The organism is Caballeronia sp. LZ034LL, assembly GCF_031451215.1.
Taxonomy (GTDB): Bacteria; Pseudomonadota; Gammaproteobacteria; order Burkholderiales; family Burkholderiaceae; genus Caballeronia.
Window position 1 is genome coordinate 1,516,355 of record NZ_JARUXR010000001.1, and the last position, 13,287, is coordinate 1,529,641.

The 13,287-nt window shown below is 65.8% G+C and carries 13 protein-coding genes; 5 read left to right on the forward strand and 8 right to left on the reverse strand.

Annotation, left to right across the window (positions count from 1 at the left end):
* Window positions 1–84: 84 nt before the first annotated feature.
* The 4 genes from QCE83_RS06990 to QCE83_RS07005 form a co-directional block, all read right to left on the reverse strand.
* Window positions 85–1,101 carry an amidohydrolase family protein gene (locus tag QCE83_RS06990; RefSeq protein ID WP_309808340.1) on the reverse strand — a complete coding sequence of 339 codons (1,017 nt, stop codon included), beginning with the start codon at window positions 1,099–1,101 and terminating at the stop codon, window positions 85–87.
* A 14-nt stretch (window positions 1,102–1,115) separates the two neighbouring features.
* Window positions 1,116–2,423, reverse strand: coding sequence for an MFS transporter (locus QCE83_RS06995; protein ID WP_309808341.1), 1,308 nt, complete (start codon window positions 2,421–2,423; stop codon window positions 1,116–1,118).
* Window positions 2,424–2,485: 62 nt separating this feature from the next.
* Window positions 2,486–3,715: a CaiB/BaiF CoA-transferase family protein gene (locus tag QCE83_RS07000; protein WP_309808342.1), complete on the reverse strand. Its 1,230-nt coding sequence runs from the start codon at window positions 3,713–3,715 to the stop codon at window positions 2,486–2,488.
* The gene (locus tag QCE83_RS07005; RefSeq protein ID WP_404984245.1) at window positions 3,712–4,695 is read right to left on the reverse strand and encodes a hydroxymethylglutaryl-CoA lyase; all 984 of its coding nucleotides are present in this window, start codon (window positions 4,693–4,695) and stop codon (window positions 3,712–3,714) included. Before QCE83_RS07005 ends, QCE83_RS07000 begins: the two co-directional genes overlap by 4 nt.
* A gap of 189 nt (window positions 4,696–4,884) precedes the next feature.
* On the opposite strand from QCE83_RS07005, the gene QCE83_RS07010 reads away from it, so the two are divergent.
* The 4 genes from QCE83_RS07010 to QCE83_RS07025 all read left to right on the forward strand — a co-directional run bounded on the left by QCE83_RS07010 (window position 4,885) and on the right by QCE83_RS07025 (window position 9,237).
* A complete protein-coding gene (locus QCE83_RS07010) occupies window positions 4,885–5,661 on the forward strand; it encodes an IclR family transcriptional regulator (RefSeq protein WP_309808343.1) in 777 nt (258 codons plus the stop codon).
* Window positions 5,662–5,828: 167 nt separating this feature from the next.
* On the forward strand, window positions 5,829–7,262 hold the full coding sequence (locus tag QCE83_RS07015; protein ID WP_404984743.1) for an MFS transporter: 1,434 nt from the start codon (window positions 5,829–5,831) through the stop codon (window positions 7,260–7,262).
* A gap of 163 nt (window positions 7,263–7,425) precedes the next feature.
* Window positions 7,426–7,623 carry a hypothetical protein gene (locus QCE83_RS07020; protein WP_309808345.1) on the forward strand — a complete coding sequence of 66 codons (198 nt, stop codon included), beginning with the start codon at window positions 7,426–7,428 and terminating at the stop codon, window positions 7,621–7,623.
* A 129-nt stretch (window positions 7,624–7,752) separates the two neighbouring features.
* Window positions 7,753–9,237: an esterase-like activity of phytase family protein gene (locus QCE83_RS07025; protein WP_309808346.1), complete on the forward strand. Its 1,485-nt coding sequence runs from the start codon at window positions 7,753–7,755 to the stop codon at window positions 9,235–9,237.
* A 51-nt stretch (window positions 9,238–9,288) separates the two neighbouring features.
* Here the strand turns inward: QCE83_RS07025 and QCE83_RS07030 are convergent, their stop codons facing one another.
* The 3 genes from QCE83_RS07030 to QCE83_RS07040 all read right to left on the reverse strand — a co-directional run bounded on the left by QCE83_RS07030 (window position 9,289) and on the right by QCE83_RS07040 (window position 12,162).
* Window positions 9,289–9,951: a response regulator transcription factor gene (locus tag QCE83_RS07030; RefSeq protein ID WP_309808347.1), complete on the reverse strand. Its 663-nt coding sequence runs from the start codon at window positions 9,949–9,951 to the stop codon at window positions 9,289–9,291.
* Between the two features lie 166 nt (window positions 9,952–10,117).
* On the reverse strand, window positions 10,118–11,503 hold the full coding sequence (locus tag QCE83_RS07035) for an ATP-binding protein (RefSeq protein ID WP_309808348.1): 1,386 nt from the start codon (window positions 11,501–11,503) through the stop codon (window positions 10,118–10,120).
* Entirely contained in the window at window positions 11,500–12,162 is a 663-nt protein-coding gene (locus QCE83_RS07040) for a response regulator (RefSeq protein WP_309808349.1), read from the reverse strand. Before QCE83_RS07040 ends, QCE83_RS07035 begins: the two co-directional genes overlap by 4 nt.
* Before the next feature lie 240 nt (window positions 12,163–12,402).
* Between QCE83_RS07040 and QCE83_RS07045 the strand changes: the two genes are divergently transcribed.
* Complete coding sequence (locus tag QCE83_RS07045) at window positions 12,403–13,062, forward strand: hypothetical protein (protein ID WP_309808350.1); 660 nt, start codon at window positions 12,403–12,405, stop codon at window positions 13,060–13,062.
* 43 nt (window positions 13,063–13,105) lie between these two features.
* Here QCE83_RS07045 and QCE83_RS07050 read toward each other — a convergent pair whose 3' ends face one another.
* Complete coding sequence (locus QCE83_RS07050) at window positions 13,106–13,228, reverse strand: hypothetical protein (RefSeq protein ID WP_404984249.1); 123 nt, start codon at window positions 13,226–13,228, stop codon at window positions 13,106–13,108.
* Between the last annotated feature and the right edge of the window lie 59 nt (window positions 13,229–13,287).

Here is a 13,287-nt window from a genome sequence, read left to right on the forward strand (position 1 = left end):
GCATTTCAGGCGTAAAGATCTGTCTTTCATTTCGAAACATGCTGCCGATGGCCAACCGGGGCATCGCGTCGGCCATGCAGGAGGTCAGTCGAGTCGATACACGCGGCTCACGGTGCCGCGAAACAGCGCCTCGCGTTCCTGCGAACTTGCCTGAGCAGTCAGGCGCTTGAATGCGTTCCAGCCGTTGCTGAAGGGATACGAACCTTTGTCGACCGGAAAATTGCTCTCGAACATGCAGCGATCCGCGCCGAACACATCGATGCAGGTGTGCATCCACGGCTTCCAGGTTTCCGCCAGTTCGACGGATGAAGGCGGCCGCGCGCCCTTTTCGAAATCGAAGCCGTTGATCCGCATGCCCAGGCCGCCCAGCTTCACATGCACGTTGGGCAATTGCGCCAGTTCGCGCATGGAACGCGACCACCGGTCGAACACTTCCTTGCGCTGGTCGGCGTAACTCGCAATCCGCACGACGCCGCCGCAATGATTGACGATGAACGGCGTGCGAGGAAAGGCCTTCGCCAGATCGAACAGTTCGGGCAATTGCGTGAAGAACAGCCAGGCGTCGCAGGACAGGCCGAGCGCATCGAGTTGCGCCACGCCCGCCCGATATGCCGCATCGAGCATCAGGCCTTGCGGTGCAGCCGATATCGGATTCACGAGCGTCGGGTCCGCATCCCAGGTCACCAGATGCCGCACGCCGCGTAGACGGCCCTCGCCTGCCTGCAATGCGGCTTCGAGCACGTCCCGCACCGCGCTGCCGCGCCTTAGATCCGCATACCCGACGATCCCCTTCGCCATCTGCCGCTTGCCTTCCTGCAACGGCGCAGTGGCCCTGACCACGTAGTCGATTTCGCCGACCGGACGCATCGCCTCGGGACCGTCCTTTCGATACCGCGTCAGCGCCTGCATGTACACCGACGCCGTGATGTTGTGCCCTGACCCGATGTCCTCGAGGTAGTCGTCGAGCAGATAGGTCCATCCGGCGCGCTCATAGAAATGATGATGCGCGTCGATGATCGGCATGTCCGGTTCGAGCGCCGCCTCGGTGCCCGTGGCGAGCCACGAAGCGCGTACGGGAAGGTAGTTGCCAGTCGTGCTCATGATGCGCGCGTTCCTCACCGTTCCGATTTGAAGGCGTAGAGCGAGAGCGTCAGCAAGGTCGTGACGAGCAGCACCGCCGACAAGCCGATCATGCCCGCTGTAAACGTGCCGAAGCTGTCCTTGAGATAGCCGACGAGATAAGGTCCGGCAAAGCCGCCGAGTGCGCCGATCGAATTGATCAGCGCCAGGCCGCCGGCCGCCGCCTGGCCAGAGAGAAAGCGATTCGGCAGCGTATAGAAGATCGTGCGGCCCGCGATGGTGCCGATCAGCGCCAGCGTGATCCCGGTCATCGCGGGCAGCAGTTGATGAAAGTGCGTCGATACGCCGAGCGTCACGGCGCCGATCAACAAACCCGCCGCCAGATTCGCGACGGGCGCGCCGCGCCGGTCGACCCGCCTCGCCCACCAGAGCAGCGCGATGGTGGCAAAGAAATACGGCACGGCTGACAGCAGCCCCGTCTCCGTCATGCTCATGCCATGGGCCTTGAGCATCTGCGGCAGCCAGATGCCGATACCATACGAACCCATCGTGAAACCGAACGAGATCAGCGCGAGGATGTACGTGCGCGCGTCCTTCAGCGCCGCACCGAAGTCCTTCTTTTTGGTACTGGCCGCGCCTTCTCGATCGAACGCGTTCTGCAACGCCTGGCGCTCCTGCGGAGAGAGCCACTTCGCATCGGCGGGCCGGTCCACGAGCATCCGGAGCACGAGAAAGCCGAGCACGCATGCGGGCAAGCCTTCCGCGATGAACATCCACTTCCAGCCCGCCAGTCCCATTACGCCGTCCATCGAGAGCAGCCACGTCGACAGCGGCGCCCCGACCAGCGACGAAAGCGGCGTGGACACCGTGAACCAGGCGAGCACGCGCGTGCGATAGCTGGCCGGAAACCACACGGCGAGGAAGAAGATCACGCCCGGAAAGAAGCCTGCCTCGCCGATGCCGAGCAGCAGCCGGATCGCATAAAAGCTGGCGGGACCGGTGGCGAGCGCGGTGGCGGCCGCGAAGAAGCCCCACGTGATCATGATGCGCGCAAGCCAGCGGCGGGCACCGAAGCGGTACAGCGCAAGATTGCTCGGCACCTCGCAGACGCAATAGCCCGCGAACATGATGCCGGCGCCCCAGCCGAACTGCGTGGCCGTCAGGCCGAGGTCATGATTCATCGTCAGCGCGGCAAAGCCCACGCTGGTGCGGTCCAGATAGTTGAAGAAGTAGGCAAGCGCGAGCAGCGGGATGAAGCGCCACGCGGCTTTTTTCACGGCCTGTTGTTCGAGCGTGGCATCGACGGGACGGTCGGCGACCACGTTGGAGGAAAGGGATGGCATGGGTCGTCTCCTGTCGGTCGCGCTGTTCGTGCAGCGCAATGAGATGTCGTGCTTCGGCCCGTTCAGGCCGATTCCTGGCACTTGACGACGCCCGCTTCGGTCAACTGCCTAAGCGCCTCGGACGTATAGCCGAGCTGCGTGAGCAGTGCGCGCGTGTCCTGGCCCAGCGACGGCGGCGCCGCACGCAAGCTCAGCCGTTCACCATCGAGCGTCAGGGGCAGCAGCGCGGTCCGCGTGGACACGGCCTGGCCGGCACCGCTGGCGTCGGCGGGCAAGGTCACGTCGGCGAGTCCGCCGGTCGCGAGCAGATGCGGATCGTCGAACAGGTCCTGGGGCTTCGTGATCGGCGCATAGGGCAAGCCGCAGCGCTCGAACACCGCGCTGATCTCCGCCGCCGTGAACGCCGCCATATGCTCGCGAAGTTGCGGCAACAGCCAGTCGCGCGCCTGCACGCGCTGATTGTTCGTCGCGATGCGCTCGTCCGACTTGAGCGCCGACAGCCCGAACGCGTCGCAGAAGATCGCCCATTGCGTATCGGACACGACCGCCAGGAAAATCTGTTCGCCATCCCTGACCGAGAACACGTCATACACGGCCCACGCGGAGATGCGGCTGGGCATCGGCGAGGCGGCGTGACCGGTCACCGCGTACTGCATCATGTGCTGCGCGACCAGGAACACGTTGTTCTCGAACAGCGCGCTCTGCACTTCCTGTCCGCGCCCCGTGCGTTCGCGTTGCGCCAGCGCCGCCATCGCGCCGATCGCACCGAACATGCCGCCCATGATGTCGTTGACGCTCGTGCCCGCGCGCAGCGGACGCCCTTCCGGTCCTGTCATGTACGCGAGGCCGCCCATCATCTGCACGACCTCGTCGAGCGCGGTGCGATGATCGTACGGTCCCGGCAGGAAGCCCTTGTGCGACACATAGACGAGACGCGGATTCAGCTTGCCCAGCGCCGCATATCCGAGACCCAGCTTGTCCATCGTGCCGCTCTTGAAGTTCTCGCTGAACACGTCCGCGCTGCCGACCAGCTTGTGCATGATCTCGATGCCGCGCGCGTCCTTCACATCGACCGCAATGCTCTTCTTGTTGCGATTGAAGGTGCCGAAGAAGCCCGCGCCCGAGCCGCGCAGCGCACGCGTGCTGTCGCCCGCGATCGGTTCGACCTTGATGACTTCCGCGCCCAGATCGGCGAGCACCATGCCGCAGGTCGGTCCCATCACCATGTGCGTCATTTCGACGACGCGCACGCCGCTGTACGGCAGGGCTTGATTCGCTTGCACGTCGTTCATTGCGCGGCTCCCAGCAGACAGCCTTCGGGTTGCGGCGCGCTCGGCGCGCGTCCGTCCGCATAGGCGAAGCCCTTCGGCAGTCCGGCATCCTGAACGTGTCCGTAGAGCGCTTCTCCGGGCAATGCTTCGGCGAGGATCGCGCGCGCGGCGATCAGCTTGTCGATGTCCACGCCGGTGCGGTAGCCCATCGCCTCCAGCAGAAAAGCGAGGTCTTCCGTGACGATGTTGCCGGTCGCGCCCGGCGCATACGGACAGCCGCCGAGACCGGCCTGACTCGAATCGATCGTGGTGACGCCGGCGTCGAGCGCGGCGACCACGTTGGCGAGTCCCTGGCCGCGCGTGTTATGAAAGTGCGCGCCGCCCGCCTTCGCGCCCAGTTCGGACTGCAGCCGGCGGAACAGGCGGCGTACCTGGACCGGGTTCGCGTAGCCGCTGGTATCGGAGAGACCGATCTCGTCCACGCCGCACTCGGCCATCGCGACGCACATGCGCATGGTCTGGTCGTCCGTCACCGTGCCGGCAAGCGTGCAGCCGAAGGCCACCGATACGCCCGCCTCGATCTCCACGCCCGGATACTGCGCGTCGCGCAACGCGACGATCTGGCGCACCTCTTCGATCATCTGCGCCGGCGTCTTGCGGATGTTCGCCATCGAGTGTTCCTCGGTCACCGAGACCGGCAGCGTCAGCTTGTGAACGCCCGCTTCGAAGGCGCCCTGCGCGCCGCGCAGGTTCGGGACGAGCACGGCCACATGCAGCCCCGGCAGCGACAGCGCATGCGCGACCACCTCGCGAATGTCGGCCATCTGCGGGAGCAGCCTGGCGGGAACAAACGAACCCACTTCGATTTCCTGCAAGCCGGCTTCCGCCAGCGCGGAGATCCAGCGCAGCTTGGCTGAGGTCGGCATGACGCTCTTGATGCTTTGCAGACCGTCGCGCGGGCCCACTTCGCTGATCAGGATTTTTGGGGTGGAAGGTTCCAAGATTCGCTCCAAAGTTCTATCTGATAGATCATGGTTCTGTTAGAAAGAACTATAGGAGTGATTTTGATCAGGTTGAAGATGGGTAAACCCGATTAAATCGAGATAAACAGAATTTGAGTTCTGCACGACAGAACTGTAAAGTGGCGGGACAGCCAGGGAGGAACAGAAATGACGACACCCGCGCCCTCAATGGGAGCGCCATCGGAAGACGCGCCGGAAACATCCAGTGGTGTCGCGGTCCTGGATCGCGCGTTCGCGATCCTCAATGCCTACGGGCCGACCGACGAACGGCTGACGCTCACGGAACTCTCGCGCCGTACCGGCTTGTACAAGAGCACGGTGCTGCGTCTGCTCGCCGCACTCGAACACGGCGGCTTCATACGCAAGCTGAGTGACGGGCAGTACGCGATCGGACATCAACCGCTGCGGCTCGCCACGCTTTACCAGCGCTCTTTCCAGGTGGGGCCGGTGGTCGAGCCCATCCTTCAGCAGCTCAGCCGCGATCTCGGCGAGACCGCCTCGCTGTATGTGCGCCAGGGCGACAAGCGCCTGGTCCTGTACCGCGTCGAGCCGACGCGAAGCGTCCGCGTCGCGATCCGGGTGGGCGAAGAATTCGCCATCGACAAAGGCGCGTCCGGCAAGGTGCTGCTGGCGTTCACCGAAGCGTCGGACCCGCGCTGGAATGAGGTGCGCGCGCAACTGTTCGCCGTGTCGTACGGCGAACGCGATCCGGAGACCACGTCGGCATCGGTGCCGGTATTCGATGCCACCGGCCTGATCGCAGGCGCGCTGACGGTGTCCGGACCAAAAGGTCGATTCGGCGACGCCGCCACCATCGACACCGCGCTCAAGGCGCTCCTGCTCAGCGCGAAGCAGGCGACCACCGCGCTGGGCGGCATGGCCGCGCGCTACGACGCGAGCATCGCCAACTTCGACCGCGACGACACGACCGATCGCGGCGGCTAGCCGAATCTCCGCGACGAGGCGTCGCCGCCTCGCTCCTCACGCAAGCTTGCTGGTGTTATCCCTAGTCGCTCGCTGACGAGGCGCACGACTACCATACGCATGCTGCTGTACAGAACACGGTTCTGTCTAACAGAACTAACATCAAAGTTGCAAAGGAGAACATGCAGATGGCCAGCCTGCCCGTCGATGGGGTCAACCCGCCGCACAACCCACCGGAGGCCGGCGGATCGCAGCGCATCAACGCGCGTATCGACCGCCTGCCCGCGACACGCTCGGTATGGGCGCTGGTCTTCATGCTGTCGATCGGCGGCTGGTTCGAGTTCTACGATCTGTTCTTCACCGCGTACGTCGGGCCGGGCCTGGTCAAGAGCGGCCTCTACTCGACGACCACCGCCTCGTTCTTCGGCTTCTCAGGACTGGGCGCCTTCGTCGCGGCCTCGTTCGCGGGCCTGTTCATCGGCACCCTCTGTTTCACGCGCCTCGCCGATCGCTTCGGCCGCAAGACCACCTTCACCGTGTCGCTGCTCTGGTATTCGATCGCCACGTTCGCGATGGCCTGGCAGGACAGCGCAGCCGCCATCAACCTGTGGCGGCTGATCGCGGGCATCGGCGTGGGCGTGGAACTGGTGACGATCGATACCTATGTCAGCGAACTCGTGCCGAAACATCTGCGCGGCCGCGCGTTCGCCTTCGTGCATCTCGTGCAGTACACGGCGGTGCCCGCCGTCGCGCTGTTCTCGTGGTGGCTCGTGCCGCGCGCGCCCTTTGGCATCGACGGATGGCGCTGGGTCGTGATCATCGGCGCACTGGGCGCGCTGATCGTGTGGGCGATTCGCCGCCGCGTGCCGGAAAGCCCGCGCTGGCTTGCGCAACAGGGCCGTCTCGACGAAGCCGACAGCGTCTTGAGTACGCTCGAAGCCAGGGTCGCCCGGCAATACGGCCAGGCACTGCCCGCCCCCGATGACAGCAGCGAACCGGCCGCCGCCTCCGACAAGGCGCGTTTCGGCGAGATCTGGCAACGCCCGTACCGCCGCCGCGCCATCACTTTGCTGGTATTCAACCTGTTCCAGGCGATCGGCTTCTACGGCTTCGCGTCGTGGGTGCCCACGCTGCTGGTGTCGAAGGGCGTGACCATCACCCACAGCCTGATGTATTCGTTCGTCATCGCGGCGTCGAATCCGTTCGGGCCGTTGCTCGCCATGGCCTTCGCGGATCGCATCGAACGCAAGACGCTGATCGTGCTCTCGGCGCTCGGCATTGCGGTCTTCGGCAGCCTGTTCGCGACGCAGTCGTCGCCTGCCATGCTGATGCTGCTCGGTGTGCTCATCACGCTGTCGGGCACCCTGCTCTCGGTCGGCTATCACGCGTACCAGACCGAGCTGTTTCCGACGCGCATCCGCGCCACGGCCGTCGGCTTCGTCTACTCGATGTCGCGCCTCTCCGCGATGTTCTCGGGCTTCATGATCGCCTTCGCGCTGCGGCATGTGGGCGTGGAAGGCGTGTTCGGCCTGATCGGCGGCTCGATGGTGATGGTGATGGGCGCCATCGGCTTCTTCGGCCCGCGCACGAACAATCGCACGCTCGACGAGATTTCCCACTGACGCACTGACGCACCGACAGCAAGCGCACGCCGGACCGACGGGGACCGGAACTTGCTAATCTGCCCGTTTCGCCGCGATCCGCATCACGCTGACTGCGACCCAACTGGCATGAGCCGCGCCCGGGCAATTCAAATTGCATCCGGGCGCCCGGAGGACATCGACTGTGCGCTGGCTGCGGTACTTTCTTCTTTCCGCGGGCATTCTGTTGCCCGCTTACGCGCTGAGCACCGGCGCGTCCGGACGCTTCGGATTCGCGCCCTACGGCGCGGCGGGGGCGTTGCTTTGCGCGCTGGCCTGGCTCGCGAACCGGGCGGCGATGAAGGCCGCGAGCAAGCATCCTCATGAGTTGTTCGACGAATGATGCTCGTCTGAAGAAAGCCGCGCATCCTGCTTCCGATGCCTGACAACGTGACCCGGTCACGAAGCTGCCACTGTGCGTCGCTACCCTGTGCCTTTTCATAAGAACGACACCAGAAAAGGAGCGCAAGGGATGGTCAACAACAAGACGTGCGTGGCGCTGGCAGTGACTTTGGCGCTGGCCGCATGCGGCGGCGACGATTCATCGGCGGACAACAGCCCGGCCGCCCAGGCTAAACAGGCAACTCAGCTCTACACGCAGAACATCGCGCCCTACACGAACTGGGGCAACGTGCCGATCGTCGGCACCGGCTACGGCTCCGCGCTGACGTCCGCGCCCAATCAGCCGGGCTTCTTCTACGGCATGACCGATCGCGGTCCCAACGTCACCGCGCCCGACGGCAGCAACAAGATCGAGCCTGACACAGCGTTTCAGCCAGCTATCGCGCTGTTCCAGCTGGCGGGCGGCAAGGCGAGCGTGGCGAAGGTCATCGGCCTGTCGCTGGCCGACGGCACGCCGATGAACGGCCGCGTGAATCCGGAAGCGAGCACCGCCGAGACCATCTACGACGTGAACGGCAACGTGTTGCCGACGAGCAGCGCCGGCCTCGATCCGGAAGGGCTCGTTGCGATGGCCGACGGCACCTTCTGGGTATCGGACGAATATGGGCCGTACATCGTTCACTTCGATGCCAGCGGCAAGGAACTCCTCCGCCTCAATCCCTATTCCAAGGCCAGCACCGGCAACAATCTGGCGCTGCCCGGCGAGCTCAAGAAGCGCAAGCCCAACAAGGGCATGGAAGGACTGACGCTCAGCGCGGACGGCAAGTATCTGGTCGGCATCATGCAGTCGCCGCTGGACAAGAACGGCGTGTCGGCGGTGGCCTCGGGCAAGGCCGCGATCACGCGGGTCGTGAAGGTGTCGCTCGCGGACCCGGTCAACGACGTGCACGAGTACCTGTATGCCCTGCACACGAATGGCGCGGGCAACCCCGAAGGCCAGGCCGTCAGCGAGATCACGGCGCTGCCGGACGGCACCTTCATCGTGGACGAACGCGACGGCAACTTCGAAGGCACCGTCGACGGCACGGCAAGCGGCAAGGCGCGCGCCGACAAGAACCTGTGGAAGCTCGATCTGAGCCGGGCGACGGACGTCGGTCCGAAATCGCCGCTGATCGGCACGACGATCGCGGGCGGTGCGGTGAGCTACGATCCGGCCAGCGGGCTCGAAGTGGGCGGCAAGACCATCGAGGACCTGGCCGGCACCGTCGACGCCCCCGCCGCCGTGCAGGCGCTGGGCGCCGCGGGGATCACGGTCGGCACGGAGTCGCTGTTCCTCAACTATGCGGCGCTCTTTACCACCATCGATCCGAAGGGCATGTACTTCGGTCACGACAAGGTCGAGGGTATCGCGGTCGATCCTGCCGATCCGACGAAGATCTATATCTCGAACGATTCGGACTTCGGCATCACGGACGAACCCGCCTCAGTGCCGATGGCCACAGCCGCGAATCCGTTCCCGCCGAGCGAGAAGTTCCTGCCGGACGGCAAGACGCAGGACTTCGGCGAGATCGTCATGATCGACCTGAGCAAGGTGCCGGCGAAGTTCAAGCAGTAAGCCGCGAGGGTAGAAGAGGAAGAAGGCGGCGCGCGAGTTGCGCCGCCCGCATCACGCCGGCCGCGACACCATCCAGCCCACGCCGCGCACATTCCGGATGACCTCGGCGCCCAGCTTCTTGCGGACCGTGTGAATCAGGAATTCGACGGCATTGCTCTCGACCTCGTCGGTCCAGCCGTAGATATGGTCTTCCAGATCGGCGCGCGACAGGACGGCGCCGGGCCGCGTCATCAGCGCCTGCAGCAAGGCGAATTCACGGCCGGACAGGCGCATCGCAGCGGCGTCCGAACGCGCTTCCCGCGTCGCCGGATTCAAGGTCAGCACGCCGTTCGTCAACAGCGCGGCAGAGTGCGCGCCAAGGCGCCGCATGAGCGCATGCAGGCGCGCGTCGAGTTCCAGCATGTCGAACGGCTTGCTGACACAGTCATCGGCGCCTTCGTTCAGCGCGCGTATCCGCTCGGCGACCGCTCCTCGCGCCGTCACCACGATGACGGGCACATGGCCGCCCGCGCGTCGCACCATGCGCAGCACGTCCAGCGCGCCCGAGCCGGGACTTCCCGCATCGAGCAGAACGGCGTCGTAGACGTGCGTCGACAGGGACAGCAAGGCCGACTTGTCATCATGGACGAGATCCACGACATAGCCGTAATCCTTCAGCGCCTGGTGGATGGGCTCGGCGACGCTGCGCCCGTCTTCGACCAGCAGGACTCTCATGCCGCGCTCCCGGGCAGCCCTGTCGAATGCAGGCCGCGGGGAGAGCGGGAAGGTGCGCGCTTCATCTGAACACTCGTCGACCGGACAAGGTCACGAGCCTAGTGCGCGCTTGCTTATGAAATGCTTATCAACCAGATGCGCCCAGGGATGGCGACGAAAGCAGTCGTCATTCGGCCGTGTGCGCGGCGGCCCTTGTGGCGAGGTCGGGCGGCGCATCGGCGATCTCGCGCAGCCCCTGCACCGACACCGACAGACCCGTCACGTCGCTGCGATTCGCGACGACCAGCGTCGCATGATGGCGCCGCGCCACGCGTGACGCGATGGCAAGCCCAAGCCCGCTGCCATGCCCTGCCGTCCCTGAAATTCGGTAGAAGCGGTCGCACACGCGGGCGATCTCGTCGGCCGGGATGCCGCTGCCGGTATCGAGCACGGTCAGCGCGAGTCCCCGGGGTTCGCGCCGCAGGATCACGTCGACACGCCCGCCCGCCGGCGTATGGCGCACCGCGTTGTCCAGCAGGTTGTTCAGCAGGACGCCCAGCGCGTGGACATCGCCGTGAATCATGAACTCGTCCCGCTCGCCGCGCGCCTGATCGACTTCGAGCCCGAGATCCAGCGACTTCGCCTCCGCCAGCAGCGAATAGTCGCCCACGCGCTCCTCGCACAGGTTGCGCAGGCTCATCGGGGCCATGGCGGCTTCGCGGGCCGCATCCTCGCGCGCCATGCTGAGCAGTTGCTGGGCGAGATGGATGACCCGGTTCAGGCGCCCTTCGATCTTCTGCCGGGTCACGGGGTCGACCTGCATCGATCCGTCGCTGGTCGCGCCCTGGATCTGGAGCTTGAGCGCGGTCATCGGCGTGCGCAGTTCGTGCGCCGCGTCGGCGATGAACGCGCGCTGCGCTTCCGACGCCTCGTCCACGCGCCCGAGCAGGTCGTTCAATGCCTGCACGAGCGGATGCAGTTCGACGGGCATCGGCTTGTCGAAGCGGATCGGGTCGAGCGATTCGGGCGAGCGCGCCGCCAGCGCCCGCGACACCGCGCCGACCGGCGACAGCCCGCGCGCCACGACGAACAGCACGATGCCGATCAGCACCGGGATCAGCACGGCCAGCGGCATCAGCGTGCGGGACGCGAGCCGGGCGGCGAGTTCCTCGCGTACGCTCGCTGGCTGCGCCACCTGGATGAAGCGGGTGTGCTCGGCGTGACCGAAGGCGCGCCAGCGAATGCCCTCGCGCTGGGTCGAACGAAACCCTTCGCCCATGAACGGCAGCTCGGGTTCGTTCGGCGAGTGATAGACGAGCCTGCCCGAGCCGTCCCAGATGTCGATCACGAGCCGGTCGTCCGCGATGCCGCGCAACTCCGGCGCGCGTCCATGCGCACCGGGCGTGTCATCGACGTTGCTGGGCATCGACAGCGCGATGGTGCGCAATTCGTAGTCGAAGAGTTCGCCCGCCTCCAGCTGCGCCAGGCTGAAAATGCCATAGCCCGCAATGGCGCAGGCCGCGCCGAGACCGCAGATCAGCCAGCCGAGCAGCCAGCGCCGGATCGATGTCATCCGAGCCCCTTAAGACGATAGCCCACGCCGCGCACCGTCACGATCTCGTCCGCGCCGATCTTGCGCCGCAGGCTGTGCACGTGAACCTCGATGGCATTGCTGCCGACCTCCTCGCCCCAGCCGTACAGCTTTTCTTCGAGTTCGCGGCGCTTGAAGACGCGCTTCGGTTCCTCGATCAACGCCTGCAGCAGCGCGAACTCGCGCGGCACCAGGTTGAGCGGCACGCCGCCTTTCGCGGCTTCGTGCGCGGCCGGATCGAGCGACAGTTCGCCGTGCGAGAAAACCGGATGCTTCTGCCCGGTGCGCCGCCGCAACAGCGCGCGGATACGCGCGGCGAGTTCGGCGAGATCGAAGGGCTTGAGCAGATAGTCGTCCGCGCCGGCGTCGAGGCCGCGGATCCGTTCGTCCACGGCTTCGCGCGCCGTGATGATCAGCACCGGCGCGTTGCCGCCCCGGCTCCGATACGCATTGAGGACATCGATGCCGTCGCGGCGCGGCAGCGACAGGTCGAGCAGCACGAGATCGTAGACGTCGTTGGCGAGCGACAGCTCGGCTTCCCGGCCGTCCTGCGCCCAGTCCACCGTGTAGTTGTCGCGGCGCAGCGCGGCCGCCACGGACTCTCCGATCATTTCGTCGTCTTCCACCAGAAGCAAGCGCACGTTGCCCTCCCCAGCCCATTCGTCATGCCGGCCCTGGCACGACCCGGAAGCTTAGCTGCCCGATATCCGCGATGGTAAGTGGGTAAGTGCTCTTTCTTCGGCGCAGTGGCGCCTTAAGCGTCCCATAAGCACCGCGTCCGCACAATGCGCCATTTTGGGTCCGAGGGCCGACATGACGGGCGCGCATCGCTCGCAGCACCAATCAACGCTTGTGGCCGATGTCGCCACGGGAGCGCCGGCATGAAGGCCGCGCGCGTGAAAACGCTCGATATCGGCGCGGACGGCATCGCGTGGCGGCACTACGATTCCACGCAGGCCGACACCCTGGCGCAAGTGCCGCCCGCCCCCGGCGAGCTCTATGTGTGGCTCGTCTCCACCGACTTTCCGTTTGCGTCCGCGTTGAACATCGGCCAGTGGCTGACGATCGCGGAACGCAGGCGCGCGCGCATGCATCCCCGCGCGTCGATCGGACGCCGCTTCAGCATCGCCCGCGCGACACTGCGCCTGTCCCTGTCGCACATGCTTGCGTGTACGCCTGAGGAAGTCGGGCTGACCGAAGGCCCGTTCGAGCGCGTCGCGGTCGCGAGCCCCGACGTGCAGCTGGGCGTGGATGTGGCCTACGCCGGCATCTGGATCGCCATCGTGATCGCGGCGTGCGAAGTGGGCGTGGGCCTGACGGTCGCGCCCGTGGCGGACGATGCATCGCGTGGCGGCCGGGCCTGGGCCGAGGCCGCCGGAATCGCACGCACGCGGCTCGGGCCGGCAAGCGCGTCAATGTCCCACGATCACGCCCTCACCCTGCCGATGCCCGGCGGCTTCCGGGGCGTCGCCTTGACGCGTGAACCCATCACGCGCGTCAGCACGTTCGGATTCAGCCGGACGGTCATGCTGGAAGGGTGATCGCCTGCGCGGCGATCATCCCTTCCCTGTCGCTTACTGAAGCTTACTGAAAGAAGTTGAGCGTGACCACGGCCGAGCGGCCCGGCGCCCACGTCGCGCAGATCGGATACGCGGTCGAGAAGTACTTGCGGTCGAAGATGTTGTTCACGTTCAACTGCAGGTCCACCGAGCTCGCCTCGCTTCTCGCGTCGCGCCGACATCGACGAGGCGAACGGCGAAAAAAGC

What these genes read in the sequence shown, in the direction of transcription:
- QCE83_RS06990 (WP_309808340.1), bottom strand. Translation starts at nt 1,101, where the DNA reads ATGAGCACGACTGGCAACTACCTTCCCGTACGCGCTTCGTGGCTCGCC.
- QCE83_RS06995 (WP_309808341.1), bottom strand. Translation starts at nt 2,423, where the DNA reads ATGCCATCCCTTTCCTCCAACGTGGTCGCCGACCGTCCCGTCGATGCC.
- QCE83_RS07000 (WP_309808342.1), bottom strand. Translation starts at nt 3,715, where the DNA reads ATGAACGACGTGCAAGCGAATCAAGCCCTGCCGTACAGCGGCGTGCGC.
- QCE83_RS07010 (WP_309808343.1), top strand. Translation starts at nt 4,885, where the DNA reads ATGGGAGCGCCATCGGAAGACGCGCCGGAAACATCCAGTGGTGTCGCG.
- QCE83_RS07015 (WP_404984743.1), top strand. Translation starts at nt 5,829, where the DNA reads ATGGCCAGCCTGCCCGTCGATGGGGTCAACCCGCCGCACAACCCACCG.
- QCE83_RS07025 (WP_309808346.1), top strand. Translation starts at nt 7,753, where the DNA reads ATGGTCAACAACAAGACGTGCGTGGCGCTGGCAGTGACTTTGGCGCTG.
- QCE83_RS07030 (WP_309808347.1), bottom strand. Translation starts at nt 9,951, where the DNA reads ATGAGAGTCCTGCTGGTCGAAGACGGGCGCAGCGTCGCCGAGCCCATC.
- QCE83_RS07035 (WP_309808348.1), bottom strand. Translation starts at nt 11,503, where the DNA reads ATGACATCGATCCGGCGCTGGCTGCTCGGCTGGCTGATCTGCGGTCTC.
- QCE83_RS07045 (WP_309808350.1), top strand. Translation starts at nt 12,403, where the DNA reads ATGAAGGCCGCGCGCGTGAAAACGCTCGATATCGGCGCGGACGGCATC.